The 18,542-nt window shown below is 35.8% G+C and carries 16 protein-coding genes; 12 read left to right on the top strand and 4 right to left on the bottom strand.

The features are described 5' to 3' along the window. The first annotated feature begins 12 nt into the window (after positions 1-12). The 6 genes from ftsH (at position 13) to CXF59_RS00620 (ending at position 5,202) form a co-directional block, all read left to right on the top strand. Positions 13-1,938 carry an ATP-dependent zinc metalloprotease FtsH gene (ftsH, locus tag CXF59_RS00645; RefSeq protein ID WP_101135799.1) on the top strand — a complete coding sequence of 642 codons (1,926 nt, stop codon included), beginning with the start codon at positions 13-15 and terminating at the stop codon, positions 1,936-1,938. A gap of 114 nt (positions 1,939-2,052) precedes the next feature. Beyond that, entirely contained in the window at positions 2,053-2,658 is a 606-nt protein-coding gene (locus CXF59_RS00640) for a lactate utilization protein B/C (protein ID WP_101135798.1), read from the top strand. A 1-nt stretch (position 2,659) separates the two neighbouring features. Next, complete coding sequence (locus tag CXF59_RS00635; RefSeq protein WP_101135797.1) at positions 2,660-3,505, top strand: phosphatidate cytidylyltransferase; 846 nt, start codon at positions 2,660-2,662, stop codon at positions 3,503-3,505. Next, positions 3,495-4,148, top strand: coding sequence for a phosphatidylserine decarboxylase family protein (locus tag CXF59_RS00630; RefSeq protein ID WP_101135796.1), 654 nt, complete (start codon positions 3,495-3,497; stop codon positions 4,146-4,148). The genes CXF59_RS00635 and CXF59_RS00630 overlap by 11 nt, the downstream gene beginning before the upstream one ends. Next, complete coding sequence (locus tag CXF59_RS00625; RefSeq protein WP_101135795.1) at positions 4,148-4,417, top strand: acyl-CoA-binding protein; 270 nt, start codon at positions 4,148-4,150, stop codon at positions 4,415-4,417. The genes CXF59_RS00630 and CXF59_RS00625 overlap by 1 nt, the downstream gene beginning before the upstream one ends. 8 nt (positions 4,418-4,425) lie before the next feature. Beyond that, positions 4,426-5,202 carry a superoxide dismutase gene (locus CXF59_RS00620; protein ID WP_101135794.1) on the top strand — a complete coding sequence of 259 codons (777 nt, stop codon included), beginning with the start codon at positions 4,426-4,428 and terminating at the stop codon, positions 5,200-5,202. 105 nt (positions 5,203-5,307) lie between these two features. Here CXF59_RS00620 and CXF59_RS00615 read toward each other — a convergent pair whose 3' ends face one another. Then, positions 5,308-7,176: an alpha-amylase family protein gene (locus tag CXF59_RS00615; RefSeq protein WP_101135793.1), complete on the bottom strand. Its 1,869-nt coding sequence runs from the start codon at positions 7,174-7,176 to the stop codon at positions 5,308-5,310. Positions 7,177-7,498: 322 nt separating this feature from the next. Here CXF59_RS00615 and CXF59_RS00610 point away from each other — a divergent pair, with 322 nt between their 5' ends. From CXF59_RS00610 to CXF59_RS15630, 6 genes are all read left to right on the top strand, one after another. After that, entirely contained in the window at positions 7,499-9,109 is a 1,611-nt protein-coding gene (locus CXF59_RS00610; RefSeq protein WP_101135792.1) for an OstA-like protein, read from the top strand. 17 nt (positions 9,110-9,126) lie between these two features. Then, positions 9,127-10,323, top strand: a complete 1,197-nt coding sequence (locus tag CXF59_RS00605) for an aspartate aminotransferase family protein (RefSeq protein ID WP_101135791.1) — start codon at positions 9,127-9,129, stop codon at positions 10,321-10,323. Positions 10,324-10,448: 125 nt separating this feature from the next. Then, positions 10,449-11,843, top strand: coding sequence for a tetratricopeptide repeat protein (locus CXF59_RS00600; RefSeq protein ID WP_101135790.1), 1,395 nt, complete (start codon positions 10,449-10,451; stop codon positions 11,841-11,843). Between the two features lie 2 nt (positions 11,844-11,845). Further along, positions 11,846-12,595 carry a shikimate dehydrogenase gene (locus tag CXF59_RS00595; RefSeq protein WP_101135789.1) on the top strand — a complete coding sequence of 250 codons (750 nt, stop codon included), beginning with the start codon at positions 11,846-11,848 and terminating at the stop codon, positions 12,593-12,595. A gap of 311 nt (positions 12,596-12,906) precedes the next feature. Next, positions 12,907-14,931: a DUF349 domain-containing protein gene (locus CXF59_RS00585; RefSeq protein WP_101135787.1), complete on the top strand. Its 2,025-nt coding sequence runs from the start codon at positions 12,907-12,909 to the stop codon at positions 14,929-14,931. Between the two features lie 291 nt (positions 14,932-15,222). Continuing rightward, complete coding sequence (locus CXF59_RS15630) at positions 15,223-15,294, top strand: hypothetical protein (protein ID WP_101136108.1); 72 nt, start codon at positions 15,223-15,225, stop codon at positions 15,292-15,294. A 260-nt stretch (positions 15,295-15,554) separates the two neighbouring features. Here the strand turns inward: CXF59_RS15630 and CXF59_RS00575 are convergent, their stop codons facing one another. From CXF59_RS00575 to CXF59_RS00565, 3 genes are all read right to left on the bottom strand, one after another. Beyond that, the gene (locus tag CXF59_RS00575; RefSeq protein ID WP_101135786.1) at positions 15,555-17,003 is read right to left on the bottom strand and encodes an APC family permease; all 1,449 of its coding nucleotides are present in this window, start codon (positions 17,001-17,003) and stop codon (positions 15,555-15,557) included. Positions 17,004-17,094: 91 nt separating this feature from the next. Continuing rightward, on the bottom strand, positions 17,095-17,883 hold the full coding sequence (mazG, locus tag CXF59_RS00570; protein WP_101135785.1) for a nucleoside triphosphate pyrophosphohydrolase: 789 nt from the start codon (positions 17,881-17,883) through the stop codon (positions 17,095-17,097). Positions 17,884-17,995: 112 nt separating this feature from the next. Further along, a complete protein-coding gene (locus CXF59_RS00565) occupies positions 17,996-18,475 on the bottom strand; it encodes a DUF5606 domain-containing protein (RefSeq protein WP_101135784.1) in 480 nt (159 codons plus the stop codon). Between the last annotated feature and the right edge of the window lie 67 nt (positions 18,476-18,542).

The raw sequence follows: 18,542 nt of genomic DNA, 5'->3' as shown, positions 1-18,542 counted from the left end.
GATAAAAGAAGAATGGCTAAAGATAACAACCCTACGCCTAATAAATTTAAAGTAAGCCCTTGGCTAGTTTATACAGCCATACTACTTATTTTCTTATTTATTAGTTTCATAACTGGAAGCTCTAGTTTACAAGAACCAGCAAGTATAACATCGTCTAAATTTAATGAGCTTTTAGACAAAGGCGCAATTGCAAAAGTAGTTGTTTACAATAAAACGGAAGCAGAAGTTTTTCTGACAGCCAGCGCTTTAAAATCAACTGAAAACAAAAAAGTTGCAAAGGATATTTTTGACAGTCCTAACAAAGGACCACATTATACTTTTATAATTGGTAACGATCAAATATTACAAAACAAACTAGAGAAAGCAGTTAGCGAAGGTAAATTACAAGATTTCAATTTCTTGTCAAAAAGCAATTGGTCTGATATCTTCATCAGCTTACTGCCAATCATCATCATCATTGGTGTTTGGATTTTTATTATGAGAAAAATGTCAGGCGGTGGCGGTGGCGGCAGCGGACAAATTTTCAATATTGGAAAATCGAAAGCTAAACTTTTTGATGAAAAAACGGATGTAAAAACTACCTTTAAAGATGTTGCAGGACTCGAAGGGGCTAAAGAGGAGATACAAGAAATTGTCGAGTTTCTGAAAAACCCAGAGAAATACACCAATCTTGGTGGTAAGATTCCAAAAGGAGCTTTACTAGTAGGACCTCCGGGAACAGGGAAGACTTTATTAGCAAAAGCAGTGGCAGGAGAAGCGCAAGTACCATTTTTCTCTTTGTCAGGTTCTGATTTTGTTGAAATGTTTGTCGGTGTAGGTGCATCACGAGTACGTGATCTATTCAAACAAGCAAAAGAAAAATCGCCTGCAATTATTTTTATTGATGAGATTGACGCAGTAGGTAGAGCAAGAGGGAAAAGCAATATGTCAGGTGGAAACGACGAAAGAGAAAATACGCTGAATCAATTACTTACAGAGATGGATGGCTTTGGAACCAATTCAAATGTAATTGTATTAGCGGCAACAAACAGAGCAGACGTACTAGATAAAGCTTTGATGCGTGCCGGTCGTTTTGACAGACAAATCTTTGTGGACTTACCAGACATTCGCGAACGTGCTGAAATATTTAAAGTACATCTTGCACCATTAAAAAAAGTGGAAGGTCTTGATACTGAATTTTTAGCTAAACAAACTCCTGGTTTCTCAGGAGCCGACATCGCCAATGTTTGTAATGAAGCGGCATTAATTGCTGCTCGATACAACAAAACTGCTGTTGACAAACAAGATTTCCTTGATGCTGTCGATAGAATTGTTGGTGGTTTAGAGAAGAAAAATAAAATTGTAACTCCTGGAGAAAAGAAAGCGATCGCTATCCATGAAGCAGGACACGCAACAGTGAGTTGGATGTTAGAACATGCGGCACCACTGATAAAAGTTACAATTGTTCCAAGAGGGCAAAGTCTTGGAGCTGCTTGGTATTTACCTGAGGAGCGTTTAATTGTTCGTGCTGATCAAATGTTAGACGAAATGTGCGCTACTATGGGAGGAAGAGCGGCTGAAAAAGTTACTTTTGGTAGAATTTCTACAGGCGCTTTAAGTGACTTAGAAAAAGTAACTAAACAAGCTCGTGCTATGGTAACCGTTTACGGATTGAATGATAAAATAGGAAATGTAACTTATTATGATTCAACTGGACAAAGCGAATATAATTTTGCTAAGCCCTATTCTGAGGAAACTGCAAAAATCATTGACACTGAAATTTCATTACTTATTGAAACTCAATACCAAAGAGCTATCGACATCTTAGAAGAGAATAAAGACAAACTGAATCAACTAGCAGATATACTAATTGAAAAAGAAGTTATCTTTAAAGATGATTTAGAAGCTATTTTCGGAAAACGAACATTTGATAAAAACCTTGAAGAAACAGTATCTTAAATAAGACAGCTAATTTAATTATTTTTAAAATCTTAATTCAAAAACCACTTTTGAATTAAGATTTTTTTATCTTTGAAGAGTTTAAACTTAATAAATAAAGCACCTTAACAACATATGAGTCTTTTCAGAAAAATTTTTGGTTCAAGTCTTTCATCGTCAGATGACGAAAAAAAGCAAGATAACAGTAGTTTTCTTCCTGACACGGCCAATATGTCTATCGATGAACAATTCATCTATAACTTCAAAAAAAACGGTGGTAAATTTCTATACTGTGAAAATTTAGAGGAAGTTAAAGAACAATTCGAAAACATTCTTCAAGAAAATGACTGGTATGAAAGTAACGTGCTATGTTATGAACCCAAACTTTTCAATATACTAGAGGAAAACAAACTCAGTTATGAAAAGTCACCAAACCCTAAGTTCCTTTTTTCCAATTGCGAAAATCTGATAGCTGGAGAAGGTTCTATCTTATTTTGTTCAAAACAGATAAAACAGCACAAGCCCAATGAGCTGCCTATCAATATTGTTGTTTTCGCAACAACGTCACAAATTCTTGCAATAAAAAGCGACGGACTTAGTGCAATAAAAAAGAAGTACGAAAAAGATATCCCAACGAATATTACCGCTATAAAATATTTTGAAAAAGCAAAAGAAGAAGACTTTACCCAATATGGTAGTGCCGCAAAAAATCTTTATTTGTTGCTTTTAGAAGATCTTTAAAATGAATGAAACCCTTAAGAGATCTATTTCTGGAGCTATTTATGTTATTTTATTAATAGCTTCCATCCTATTTTCAACAGAAAGTTTTTTCATTCTGTTTGGCGTATTTCTCCTTATAGCTACGGTAGAGTTTTGTAACTTGGTACATCTTAATAAAATTATTCCTTTTATACTTGCTGCTGCAACTTACATCCTATTTTATCAGATAACTATTGCCACAGCCGGATTACTTTACCAATTAAGATTTAACAAGACATTCGATCTGATTGTTCTCACTTTTACCCTAATTGTATTCTTAAAATGCATTCACTTTCTTTTTGATAATAAAAACATCAAAATTGACTCCTTTTCAAAATACATTTACCTACTAGGCTACATTATACTTCCATTCGTTATCATGACAAAAATTCCCTTTGGAATAAATGGTTATAACCCTAAAATCCTTATAAGCATCTTTATACTAATATGGACAAACGATAGCTTTGCCTATATAGTGGGGAAGTCCATCGGAAAAACGAAATTGTTCGAACGTATATCTCCAAAGAAAACGATAGAAGGTTTTATGGGGGGAGTTGTATTTTCCGTTATTGCCAGTTATTTAATTTCAAAATATTACATCGAGATTGCTGAAGGTAAAATGTTTATTTGGATTATTATTGCCTTAATCGTAGGGGTATTTGGAACTACGGGTGATTTAATTGAATCTAAATTCAAACGTTTTGCTGGGGTCAAAGACAGCGGGAAAATAATGCCGGGCCATGGTGGCGTGCTAGATCGACTAGATAGTGTTATATTTGTAGCACCAATTGTATTTTTATTTTATCAAATTTTAAATTATGTTTCATAAAGAAGGAACCAAGACTATTTTACTAGGTATTATTTTTACAGCGACTGTATTATTACTATCTGACAATTTTATTGACAACATGTGGCCTAAGAAGCTAATTCAGCTTGGCGCTTTTTTGATATTGGTAATCATCCTACAATTTTTTAGAAATCCTAAGAGAACTGTTCTGATCGGTGAAAACCAGATACTGGCTCCAGTTGATGGGAAAGTAGTTGTAATAGAAGAAGTTTATGAAGCCGAATACTACAAAGACAAGCGTTTGCAAATCTCTATATTCATGTCGCCAATTAATGTACATGTGACCCGTTATCCAATTAGTGGAGTTGTAAAATTCAGCAAATACCATCCCGGGAAATTTTTGGTTGCATGGCATCCTAAAGCAAGTGAGGAAAACGAGCGAACTACCATAGTGGTCGAAAACAATACGTTCGGCGCTATTTTATACCGTCAAGTTGCCGGTGCATTAGCCCGAAGAATCGTAAATTATGCTGAAGAAGGCATGCAGGTTGTACAAGGTACCGATGCTGGTTTCATTAAATTTGGCTCTAGAGTTGATTTGTTTTTACCTATCGGAACTCCAATAAATGTTGTACTTAATCAAAAAGCAGTTGGAGGGAAAACGATTATTGCAACAAAAGGATAATGATTGCAAAAGAATTAGACACTCAATTTCAGGAAGCGCTTACTATCGCTTCCCGAATGACTCAGGGATCTTTACCACAAGATGTCCAACTCCGTTTATATGCCCTCTACAAACAGGCTACTTTTGGCTCTTTAGAGCCAAGAAAAACACCGACTTACCATTTACGGGATGCTTTTAAAACTAATGCTTGGATGCAGATCAGTCATCTGACAGCTGACGAAGCAAAAGAACAGTACATAGAAATAATTAATTCCCTGTTGAAAAAATAATAGCATCAATGAGAAAAATATATTTTTTAATATCGTCTTTACTACTACTTAGCTTTTTAGTTTCCTGCAACAACAAAAAACTAACTGAAGTAGTGGAAGTTCCATTGCCTACTGCCCAAGAAAAAGTAACTATTGGGTTTCCTGACGATGTGAAAGCAAACAAAGGTTCGTTTCAATTGGACAAGCTGCCTTATCCATATGATGCATTGGCGCCTACAGTTTCCCCTTTGACATTAGAGATGCATTATTCCAAACACTATCTTACCTACACTAACAATCTTAATAATGCCATTGCCGGAACTGAATATCAAAATCAATCCATCGAAAATATTTTATCGAAGTTAGATCTTGACAATGCTGACTTAAGAAACAATGCCGGAGGGTATTATAACCATTCCTTGTATTGGAAATCCATGGCTCCAAATACCGGCGGTAAACCTACCGATACACTGGCAGCAGCGATATCAAGAGATTTTGGCTCGTATGAAAACTTTGTCACTACTTTTAAAACTGAAGCAACGAAACAATTTGGTTCTGCCTGGGTTTGGCTGGTCGTTGATAAATCAGGAAAACTACAAGTAACAAGCACTCAAGATCAAGATAACCCCTTAATGAAAAATGCCCTTATTCCAGGAACTCCAATATTGGCTTTGGATTTATGGGAGCATGCCTACTACTTAGGGTACCAATACCGAAGAAGAAATTACATTGATTCTTTTTTCAATGTGATCAATTGGACGAAAGTTGAAGAGAATTATGAAGATGCATTTAGAAAAAAATACTAAAAGTCAATTCGATTTAAAAAATGCTGATGCATCCTACTTTGGTGGCGCATCAGCATTTTTTATTTTAGCACTTTAACAATGTGAAACTATTCATTCAACAAAGGCTTACAATTGGTAAATAAAAGACTCTGAAGGAGCCATTTTAATTTGCGCTTTTCCTGCTCCATTGACCACCTGCATCTGTATTTTGCTGTTGTTGTAAAGTTGGTCCGTAATCGTATAATTACCATCCTTTAAATTCCATTTTCCTATGATATCCGAAGGGATTTTAAGTTCGAAAGTACTGGTGGTACACCAGGAGAAATTAGTGATTACAATTAATTTTTGAGTGTCTGACCAACGTGTGAACGCATAAATACCGGGGTCAAAGCCCACAGTTGATTGCCTGTTCACTGTTTGAATTTCTTGAAATTCTCCCATTAATGCTGAACTGCTGACCGAAAAATTAAGCAATCTTTTGTAAAAATCTCTAAGCGACTTTTCCTTATCCGTTAGTTGCCCTCCATCAAATTTACCGTTATTCATCCAGCGCTGATGACTTGGTACTCCAACATAATCAAAAATTGAAGTTCTAGAGCGTGTACCGAACCCTCCATTTTCATTGCCAGACTCGCCCACTTCCTGACCAAAATAAATCATTGTTGGCGCTGAACTGATTGTTGTGGAAACGACCATTAAAAGTTTTCCTTTTTCTGGAGTCCCTGCAAATTCTGGACTGGCCAATCGTTGCTCATCATGGTTATCTAAAAATTGTAACATATGGTTTTCAATATCTTTCATTCCGTATTGAATGTCTGAAAGCCCGTCAGGCAATGACTTCCCTTGAATCACTTCTTTCAATTTGTCATAGGTTTCCACCTTATCATACAAATAATCCATTTTCCCTAACCGAATGTAATTGCGATATTCTTTAGGATTGTATACTTCTGCCAATAAAAAAGCATCCTTATTTTGCATCTTTATCGCTGAATTTATGTAACTCCAGAACTCGTAAGGAACCATTTCGGCCATATCATAACGAAATCCATCCACCCCTTTTCCTGTCCAAAACAACGCAATGTCCTTGAATTTTATCCATGAATCGGGTACGTTTTTGCCTTTCCAGAACTCGAAATGTTCTGCAACTGATAATGTATCATACCCTGCAGGGAGCTCCGGAAAATCTTTGGAACCGTCCGGACGTATCCCGTAATTCACTTTTACTGTTTCATACCAGTCGTTCTTATCTGGTTTTGGCATCTTAGAACCATTCCCGGTCCATTTAGCCGGAACTTCAGTAAAAATACCGTCGCTTAACGGGTTAGCCTCTCCATTCAAAGGTTTACCTGTCTCTGGCACTTCAAAATTGGAACTCGGAATATAATAGAAGTTATTATCTCTTTTATACGCTACAGTTACATCGTCATCAGCTCCAAAGTCCCTGACTCCTTGAGGATTGTTTTTTCCTTCATATTTTCGTGCAATATGGTTGGGTACAATATCAATTATCAACTTCACACCTGCCTTATGCGTTCTCGCAATCAGTGCTTCAAATTCTGCTAATCGGTGCGCCGGATTAACGGCCAGATCAGGATTAACATTGTAATAATCCTTGACTGCATAAGGGGAACCCGCCCTACCTTTTACAACATCCGGGTCGTCATTTGAAATACCAATTGCAGTATAATCCCTTACCAAAGCATGGTGTAATACTCCGGTATACCAAATATAGCTGACACCCAAACCCTTGATTTCATCAAGTGCCTTATCAGTGAAGTCATTAAACTTTCCTACGCCATTTTCTTCAATGGTTCCCCAAGGTTTGTTATTTGTATTTTTATTCCCAAATAACCGGGTGAAAACCTGATAGACCACTATTTTATTTTCAACGGGGGCGTTCTCTTTTTCTGCATGCAAATTTAAAGCCCTAGTTTTACAAGCCGCTGTGAAAAGTATCAAACTTATCCCTGTAATAAGAATCGTTTTCTTTATCATTTATCGTTAATGTTAATAGCTGTTTGCATTCTTTTTCACAAAAGGAATGACGTACCTGATTAGTTTTTAAATTTAATCTATTTTTTTAAATTTCGGGACTACTTTTCTTCAATCACGAAGAATAAAGCAAAGAAAATAAGCACTACAACGAAAGAGTTTACCTATTTGTTTATAACTTAACAATCGAATTAAAATACCTTACTTGCGTACTGGTTTTGAATTTATAAATAAATGCTAATATAGATTAGGATTGTTTCCTTTTTCTTAAATTTGACAAAAATTAAATCCATTGAAGAAGTCCTTATTTTTCATCTGTTGTTGTTTGGCAATACTAATTTCAAAATCCGTTTTAGCACAAGCACCCAAAAAAATTGTTGTTGAGCATTCTGATTTTGCAGATGTGAATCAGGTGGAAATGCCAGATGCCTTTTTACTTACCGGAAACGTGCGAGTTAACCATGATGGTGTTGTCCTAACGTGCAATAAGGCTTATTATTTTCAGAAAGAAAATTACATTAAAGCTTTTGGAAATGTACAATTGGTTCAGGGAGATACCTTGTTCCTGAACAGTAAATACGCAGAGTACAGCGGTAATGTAAAAAAAGCTTTTGCTTCCGGCGAGGCTTTTATGAGTTCTCCAGATGCTACATTAGCGACGGATACCATAAATTTTGATCGAAATACTCAAGAAGTATATTACAATACGAAAGGAACAATTATCAATAAAGACAATACCTTGATCAGTAAATCCGGTAAATATTATGTGAATCAAAAAAAATTCCAGTTCCTGACCGCCGTTACGATTACTAACCCTACTTATGTGATTAAATCCAATCATTTGGATTATTACACGAATTCAGGTCACTCCTATCTTTTTGGACCATCGACAATTACAAGTAAGAAAAATTATATCTATACCGAAAAAGGGTTTTACGACACAAAAAAAAATCGCGGGCATTTTCTTAGAAAGTCCTTTATAAAATATGAAGATCGATTAATTGAAGGCGACAGTTTGTATTATGATCGAAATAAAGACTTTGCTTCCGCTACCCGTAATGTAAAAATCACGGATTCTGTCAATCGCGGAATTGTAAAAGGGCACTATGCCGAAATATATAAAAAACAGGATTCTATGTTTGTCACCAAAAGAGCGGTGGCCGTGAATTTTGTCGAAAACGACTCCGTTTACATTCACGGTAAAAAATTAATGGTGACGGGTAAAGAAGACAACCGAATCATTCGCGCCTATAGCAATGTTCGGTTTTACAAAACAGACATGAGCGGAAAATGCGATTCGATACATTCGAGTTCAAAAACAGCTTTAACTAAACTCATAGGAAATCCGGTACTGTGGAACGGAGAAAGCCAGATAACAGGAGATGTGATGCATTTGATAGGCAACAATGCCACCAAGGAACTTGATTCGCTCAAGGTGCTCAACAACACCTTCCTAGTCTCAAAAGACACCTTAGGAACCGGATACAATCAGGTAAAAGGGCAAAATCTCTACGGGCAGTTTAAAGAAGGCAAGTTACATGAAGTGGACATCATAAAAAATGCAGAGGTACTCTACTATATGCGTAACGAGACAAAAGAGCTCATTGGTATCAATAAAAATGTGAGTAGTAAAATCAATCTTATTTTAGAAAATAACGCCGTGGAGACGATTACTTTTTTCAACCAAATTGACGGTGATATTTATCCTGAAAAAGAGCTGCCGGAAAATGCAAGAAAACTTAGGGGCCTTGTCTGGCGGGGTGAAGAAAGGATAAAATCAAAAGAGGATCTGTTTTCGGATGAAGAAAACGAACTCAACGACAAAATGATAAAAGAAGGCGAAAAAGAGGATGCAAAAGAAAATGTCCCGATGACAATCCGAAAGGAAACCTTAAACTACGATAAAAAGAAAAAACCAGCGGCAAAAGTAAAATAATAAAATAAATAATAATTTTGAATACTGATTTCCTAAAATACCAAGCACAAACTTCTCCCTATCCATTGGGTATGGAGATTTCGTATGCAAAGGGTTCTTATATATACGATACAAATAATAAAAAATACCTGGATTTTGTAGCAGGAGTATCAGCTTGTACTTTAGGGCACCAACCACCAAGAGTAAATCAAGCCATCAAAGATCAACTGGACAAATATTCGCATGTTATGGTTTACGGGGAATATTCCCAAAGTCCGGCCGTGGAATATTGCAAACTTTTAGCAACACTATTACCGGAACCTTTAGACAAGACGTATCTAGTTAACTCAGGAACGGAAGCCATTGAAGGCGCACTGAAGTTGGCTCGACGTGTCACAGGTCGAAGTCAATTGATTTCTTGTCATAATGCCTATCATGGTAACACCATGGGTTCCTTGAGTATAATGGGTTTTGAAGAGCGCAAACAGATTTTTCGTCCCTTGATTCCTGATGTTGATTTTATAACCTTCAACAACGAAGCTGATTTATCTAAAATAACCACGAGAACGGCAGGTATCGTTTTAGAGACTATTCAAGGTGGTGCCGGATTTATCCAACCGCATAATGATTTTTTAAAAAAAGTTCGCGCACGCTGTACCGAAGTAGGCGCCCTTATGATTTTGGATGAAATTCAACCGGGCTTTGGAAGAACGGGAAAACTTTTTGGATTCCAGAATTATGATGTTGTCCCTGATGTTGTCGTTATGGGAAAAGGAATGGGTGGCGGCATGCCAGTAGGTGCTTTTACCGCATCAACAGCAATGATGGATTTATTGAGTGATAATCCAAAACTCGGTCATATCACCACTTTTGGGGGACACCCTGTCATTGCGTCAGCCTGTTTGGCTACTTTGCAGGAAATTACCGAAACCGACCTGATGCCTAGAACTTTAGACAAAGAAAACCTGTTTAAGTCACTTTTGGTACACCCTTTGATACTAGAAGTGCGAGGAAAAGGGTTAATGCTGGCCGCAATGGCAGATAACGCAGCAATAACGAATGAAGTGATAATAAAATGTCAAGATAAAGGTCTTATTTTATTCTGGCTACTATTTGAAGGATGTGCCATAAGAATTACGCCACCACTTACAATTTCAGACGACGAAATACGTGAAGGTTGCGCAATAATGTTAGAAGTAATGGATGAAATACTTTTGTCAACTAAAATTGATTAACAAATAATAACAGCTAATAAATATTATTTTTTGTTAATTAAATTGTTCACAACAATTCTGAATTTTCTTCGCAACAACAGTAAGGATGCCTAATTTTAAGTAGGCCAAATTCTAAAAAACAAAGTATGCAATTAAGCAACGAAGAAGAAGACTATAACTTATCGCTTAAAAAATTTGAGTCTATGTTGAAAACCAACAAAGTACTCTTTTTTGACTCGGAAGAATTTGAAGAAATTATTCTTCATTATCTCGATATGGGTAAGGCCGCACTGGCAAAAAAAGCACTTAAACTTGCACTGGATCAACACCCTAAATCAACCGGCTTGAAGCTTGTTCAAGTGGAAATGCTCGTATATGATGAAAAACTGGATATAGCTGAGAAATTACTCAATGAGCTGTATGCCATTGAACCTACTAACGAAGAAATTTTTATTCAAAAGGCAAATATCTACTCGAAAAGAGACCAACATGATAAAGCCGTTGAATTACTAAATACTGCTTTGGAATATACTGATGATTATGCCGATGTGTATAATTTAATTGGGATGGAATATCTATTTATGGATAATCTGGAAATGGCAAAACAGAGTTTTATCAAATGCCTTGAAGAAGATCTTGACGATCAATCGGCACTATACAATGTGGTCTATTGTTTTGAGTTTTTAGATCAAAACTTACAAGCTATTGCCTATTTGAACAAATACATCGATAAAAATCCATACAGCGAAATAGCCTGGCATCAGGTGGGCCGTTTGTATTATGGAGTGAAAGATTATGAAAATGCCATCCGTGCCTTTGATTACGCTACTTTAATCGATGATGAATTCCTTGGCGCGTTCATGGAAAAAGCAAAAGCTTTTGAGCGACTAAATAAATACGAGGAAGCGATAGAAAGTTACAGCCGTACCATCGAGTTAGACGATGCTACCAGCTACGCTTTACTTCGAATAGGTAAATGTCACGAAAAATTAGGCAATAAAGCTTTAGCTCTTAAGTTCTTCAATCAGACTGTTCATGAAGACCCTCTTTTAGACAAAGGGTGGATTGCGATCACCGATTTTTATATACGTCAAAAAAACTATCAGAAAGCGTTATTTTATGTCAACAAAGCGTTAGCAATCGATAATCAAAATCGTTTGTATTGGAAGCGTTATGCTACGATAAACAAAAAAATGGACCTATTTGAGGAAGCCGAATTTGGTTTCAGAAAAGCAGTGGAATTTGGTGATCATGAATTAGACACTTGGTTATTTTGGGTTGATATGCTCCAGTTCTTGGGAGAATTTGAAAGCGCTATCCAAACCTTGTTACAAGCATGTGAATATTACCCTGAAGAAAATGAAATAGAATATCGTTTAGCCGGATTGTACTTTATGATTAAAGACAATACAAAAGCCAAGTTCCATTTGAGCAACGCCTTGCGTTTAAACTTTGACAACTACATTATTCTTGAAGATTTATTCCCTGTAGTTTGGACAAAAAAAATGGTTCAGAATTACATTGCAAAACATAAAAAATAAAAATGTCGGATATAGTAAGAAAACGCTTTGGTTTATTAGGTCGAAATATTAGCTATTCCTTTTCGAAAGGCTATTTCACCGATAAATTCAATAACGAAAACTTTGAAGGTTGTACGTACGAAAATTTTGATATTCAAGAGATTGACTCTTTTACTGAGATACTGGAGAACAATACGGATTTAAAAGGACTGAGTGTAACCATTCCCTATAAACAAGCCGTACTTCCTTTTTTAGATAAATTATCAAAAAAAGCAGCACTTATTGGAGCTGTAAATACCATTAAAATTACAAAAAAAGGAAAGCTAAAGGGCTACAATACGGATTACTACGGTTTCAAGAAAGCGCTAGAACCTTTATTGCAGCCGCATCATAAAAAGGCACTGATCCTGGGAACGGGAGGGGCCTCAAAGGGAGTTGCTTTTGCCTTAGATGAATTAGACATTGCATACACTTTTGTTTCCAGAGAAGCCAAAGAAAACGCCATTGACTATGATCGAATCAATGCGACCACTTTTGACAATTACCAAATTATAATAAATGCCACTCCTGTGGGGACAAGTCCCAATACAGAGGCATTCCCTTTACTTCCGTACGAACACTTCACGGCAAACCATATCGCTTTTGACTTGATTTATAATCCTGCTGAAACGCAATTTCTAAAAAAAGCGAAGGCTGGCGGAGCGCAAATCAAAAATGGATTGGATATGCTTGTTTTTCAAGCGGAAAAGGCGTGGAAAATCTGGAATAAATAAAGAGTTACGTTTCTCAATACAATCCTGTTTTAAATGGCTTTACTCCGGTATTTCCATTTAGCACAGGATTTTTTACATATAATAGCTAATCAATTCATAATTAAGATACTAAAAGTAAGCCGTGATAGCAACGTCATCCTTTTTTATCTTAACCAAAGAGATAAAAAAGGTACAGCGAATAGCAGGAAATTGCTTCAAAAAAACCAAAAAAGTAACATAAAACTACTATAAATAAGGCAATTACTTTGTATTTTCAGATTCCTTTACTATCTTTCGTTCTCGATAAAATAAAAACCTTAAACATTGAAAAAATGTTAGAAGAAAAGAATGACAACCTGCAAAAAGCAGATGGATATGTAGCACATGATTCAAACGAATCTGTTCAAGTTGAGACAACAACCTCAGAAACCGCAGCGATTTCCGATACTCCGAAAAATGAAATAACGGAACCTGTAAAAGACAAAAGTGCAACGCCAGCTGAGGAAGAAGTGGCGCCCATAGATGCCGTGACTGAAAACGTAAATCAGAAAGCGTTAAGCTCAATAGAGGATTCCAATGCAGAAGAAAGCGAGGACGAAACCCTAAAAGAGCGTCATCATATTCCGATGCAAGATTATGATACGTTGTCGATGGAACAACTTGTGGACGAACTACAAATCCTGGTTGAAAACGACAAGGTGATGTCAGTGAAAGATCATGTTGAAGAAATCAAAAAAGCATTTTTAGCAAAATATAGTCATTTTATCGAAGAGAAAAAAGAGGAATACCATACTGAAAATCCTGACACAACAGAAGATTTTCAATACCATTTCCCTTTAAAAGTAAAGTTTGATCAGTCTTACTCTATCTACAGAGACAATAAAAACATCCATTTCAAGAGCTTACAAACAAACTTGAAATCCAATTTAGAAAATAGATTAGCCATTGTTGAAGAATTAAAAGAACTAATCAATCCGCAGGAAAACATCAAAGACACCTTAAAACATTTTAATGAGTTAAGAGACCGATGGAAAAATGCTGGATCAATACCCAAAGACAAATACAATCACGTCTGGAATAATTATCATTTTCACGTAGAAAATTTCTATGACTACTTGCATCTTGATCGTGAAGCCAGAGACCTAGACTTTAAACATAATTTAGAGCAAAAGCAAAAAATCGTTGCACGCGTTGAGGAATTAGTGAATGAAGCGGATGTAAATAAAGCCTTTAGAGAATTACAAGACCTGCATAGAATCTGGAAAGAGGACATAGGTCCTGTTTCTAAAGAACACCGCGATGAGATCTGGAACCAATTTAGCGATTTGACAAAAAAAATGCACGACAAGCGTGAAGTTTTGTTTGAAAAATTAAGAGGTACTGAACTCGAAAACTTAGAAAAGAAAAAAGAAATTATTGCCGCAATTGAAGTTTTCGCAACCGTAAAAGTAAATGCCCATTCACAATGGCTTGCTCAAATTGAAAAAGTAGAAGCGTTAAGAACTGATTTTTTCTCTGCCGGAAAAGTGCCTTCAGATGTTAATGAAGAAACTTGGGCCGCATTTAAATTAGCGGTCAGGAATTTTAATTCCTTTAAAAATTCGTTTTACAAAGAGATCAAAAGAGAACAAAATGAGAATTTAACCAAGAAAAATGCTTTGGTGGCCAAAGCACAAGAATTACAAGAGAGCACTGACTTTGCTGCCACTACTACAATCATGAAGAAAATTCAAGATGATTGGAAACAAATAGGCCATGTCCCAAGGAAACATTCAGACAAAATCTGGAAAGAATTTAAGGATGCCTGCAATCATTATTTCAATAAATTGAAAGAGCAAAAAGACGAACACAACGTTGAAGAAATTGAAGCTTTTGACAGGAAAAAATCCTATTTGGAAACCTTACGTGAATACCAATTGACGGGGGATCATAAAACTGATTTGGATGCTATAAAGCTGCATATCGAAACTTGGAAAAATTTTGGAAAAGTACCTTTTCCGAGAAGACATATTGAAGGGAAATTTAATAAAATCCTAGATGCTCTTTTTGATAAATTGAGCTTGAGCAAAAAAGACACAGACCTGTTGCGTTTTGCCAATCGAATGGATCATTTAGCCGAGAATAACGATACTCGAAAAATAGAAAATGAAAAGATTTTCTTGATGCGTAAGATTGATGAAGTTAAAAATGAAATTTTCCAATTGGAAAACAATATTCAATTTTTTACGAACACGAGAAATGCAAAAAAAGAAAATTCAATTGTTCTAGAAGTTAGAAAAAACATCGCTATTCATAAAGAAGGTTTAGACGTTTGGAAAGAAAAACTAAAACAGCTAAGAAATCTAAAGCAAGAGTAAAACAATCACCCATTATAAATAAAAGTCTCATTCTAGAACCAGAATGAGGCTTTTTTTTTGTGATGATCATCTCCGTATGATTATTTTAATTTTTATAATATCAAATTACTTTTAATCAATAAACATTGACATATCATGAAAAACTCTCTTATTCAAAAATAATTAATAAATGGTGTAGAGAATATTGGGATGCATTGCACCCTTTTTCTTCTGGTGGTGTCTATCTGAATTTTTATAATGGATGAAGGAATGCAACGGATATAAGCGAGTTACAAAGACAATTTTAAACGATTGACTGGTATAAAAAAGAAATACGGTCCTAATAATTTCCTTACAGTTAATCAGAAAATTGTACCAAATTAAAAAAAGATAGCCTTTTAATAAAGAGCTCCTAGTACTGCGAAGTGAATCACTACAGAGCTTTTTTTCCTGAATAATACAGACAGTCACTTATATAAATCTAAAGGCTAGAACAGCGTTTCACCTATGGTCCCTCTTTGGAAATCAATATTTAATTGTTCCGTAATTCACTTTTTAATATTTGGAATTAATAGCATTAGTCGGCAAAAAGGTTACAATTAAAAACATCGATTAGTTAAAAAAAAGCCGAATAAAAGTTCTTACTATTCTTTTTTATTCATCATAAAATAGTAAACTGGTATTCCCAAGCCTACAATTCCCAGACCCAAACCAGTATTTAAAGTATCGTATACCAGTAATGTGATACAAATTGCGGTAGTGACAATTATATACAGTGCTGGCACAATCGGATAACCAAAAGCACGATACGGCCTTTCGGCATTGGGTTCCCTTTTTCTTAATATAAACACGCCAAATATTGTTAAAATGTAAAACAGTAATGATGCAAAAGTTGCATACGTTAATAAGTCTCCAAACTTACCTGAAACACAAAGCACACAAGCCCAAGCACATTGTACCCATAAAGCTTTCGCAGGAACTTGGTTTTTATTCAAAATCTTAGCTTGCTTAAAGAAAAGTCCATCTTTTGCCATAGCATAAAATAAACGCCCACCCGAAAGAATGAGGCCGCTATTGCATCCAAAAGTAGAAACCATAATTAATGCAGCCATAATGAAAACACTACTATTTCCCATAATCATGCCTGCGGCTGCAGCGCCCACTCGATCATTACTTGCAAACATGATTCCGTTACCCGCGATTCCGGCAGCATCTGGAGTACCATGCATGGGTAACAGAGCCAAATAAGCCAAATTAGCCAGGATATAAATAACGGTGACAATCAAAGTACCCAGAAATAAACTTCGTGGTATATTCTTTTTTGGTTCCTTAATCTCTCCTGCAATAAAAGTAACATTGTTCCAAGCATCGCTCGAAAACAAAGAGTTTATTATTGTAGCACCTGCTGCACCTAGAACTGCCATTCCGGTTAGCTTTGTAACAGTAATTGAGCCATCACCATTTAAAACTGTGCGACTGGCTTCCCACATATTGTTAAAATTATTAGAAAGAACGTCTGTGTGAAAACCAACATACAAACCAAAAACAATTAACGCAAAAAGCGCAATTAACTTAGCGGATGTTAGAATTAACTGAATCAACTTCCCACTTTCCACTCCCTTAGTATTGATGAACGTCAGTATAATTATACTTGCGATAGCCAAAAGTTTACTATTAGGAAAAACAAAACTGTCTCCCAAGGTAAAAAGCGTATTGTCTAAAACTGGAAAAAATATAGCAGAATAGCTTGCAAACGTAACTGCAATCGCAGCAATAACTCCAGTCTGAATAACGGTAAAAACGGTCCAACCATACAGAAACGAAATTAATCTTCCATAGGCACGCTGAATATAAACAAACTGACCGCCTGCCTTAGGCATCATCCCCGCTAATTCACCATAACTTAATGCGGCAGCAACGGTAATCAAACCAGTCACTAACCAAATTATCAAAAGCCAGGCTGCAGAACCAATATCACGAGCCATAGCAGCGGTAACGATAAAAATACCAGAACCAATCATCGAACCAGCCACCAAACTTGTAGCATCAATTAACCCCAAAGAACGTTTTAACTCCGTTTTAATTTCCGACATATATAATTTAAATTGACTTTTAAAAATAAAAAATGGTATTACAGTTTTTTTACTTCATTCAAATGTGAATATTTGAATATTAGAAATTTTCCTATTCCTGCTTTTTGGCAAGAAGCTTCGCTTCATTCCAAAAAATATCCATCTCGGCAAGAGTCATGTCCATCAGTGGTTTCCCCAATTCGCCCGCTTTACTTTCCAAATATTGAAAGCGTTTGATGAATTTTTTATTGGTACGTTCCAAAGCATCTTCGGGATTTACATTTAAAAATCGAGCATAATTAATTATTGAAAATAAAACGTCCCCAAACTCGGCTTCAATATTATCTTGATTTCCGGCTTCAACCTCTACTTGCAGTTCCTGTAGTTCCTCCTGTACTTTATCCCAAACTTGATGTGGCTCTTCCCAGTCAAACCCCACCCCTTTTACTTTATCTTGTATTCTGCTGGCTTTCACCAATGCTGGTAAGCTTTTGGGAACTCCTTCCAGCACGGATTTCCTTCCTTCCTTTAGCTTTAGTTTTTCCCAATTCTGTTTAACTTCTTCTTCATCTTTTACCACAGTATCCGAGTATATATGGGGGTGGCGGTGAATTAACTTCTCACAAATCTCATTGCAAACATCTGCAATATCAAAATCCTCTGTTTCACTTCCTATTTTGGCATAAAAAACAATATGCAACAAAACGTCTCCCAATTCCTTTTTCACTTCATTCAAGTCATTATCTAGAATAGCATCCCCTAGCTCATAGGTTTCTTCAATGGTAAGATGACGTAAAGTTTGAAGTGTTTGTTTTTTGTCCCACGGGCATTGCTCTCGCAACTCATCCATAATAGTTAACAATCTATCAAAAGCCTTAAGTTGAGTTTCTCTTGTATTCATGGTATATGATTTTTCCTCTTCAGTTCAGTCTTTGACCTCAGGAGCGTAAAAATAAGAAATCCTGTCTTCTAAAATTATAGAAGACAGGATTATTTATAAAATTCAGAATGTATTATTCCTTAATCTTTTTTTGGTTTTTTGGTTTTTCGACAACAGCTTCAGCATCCTCTAAAACAGGAGTTTCTTCTGTAACGGCAACGGCTGGTTCTTCATCAACGACCAAACCTTTAGCCTGAAGCATATTATACCAGTTTACTATTTTTTTAATATCTGACGGATAAACTCTTTCTTCATCATAATCAGGTAAAACTTCTTTAAAGTAAGAAGCTAACTTAGCATTGTCTTCTTTATGTGAAATGGAAGGCCCCTTGCTTTCTTTGGCAGCGATCTTGTCCATTATTTCTGCTAATGGCTTTTCACCTTCATAAGTATAAACTGAAATTTCAGATAATAAACTTACATTACTTTTTAAATTTACCGTGATTTTCTTCCCATCCGCTAATGATTCTGCAACAAAACCAGTACGAGTTTGCACTTTAAGTACGTATAAACCTGGCTTCCCTGAAATCGCTAGTATTTTTTCTAAATTCATATTGTTATAATTATTATTAAGAATTCGATTTGTATATATTCTTTATTAAACTCCAAAATAAATGCCT

The organism is Flavobacterium sp. ALD4 (genome assembly GCF_002836475.1).
In the GTDB taxonomy this organism is placed as follows: Bacteria; Bacteroidota; Bacteroidia; order Flavobacteriales; family Flavobacteriaceae; genus Flavobacterium.
This window is presented reverse-complemented; position numbering and strand designations above follow the sequence as displayed.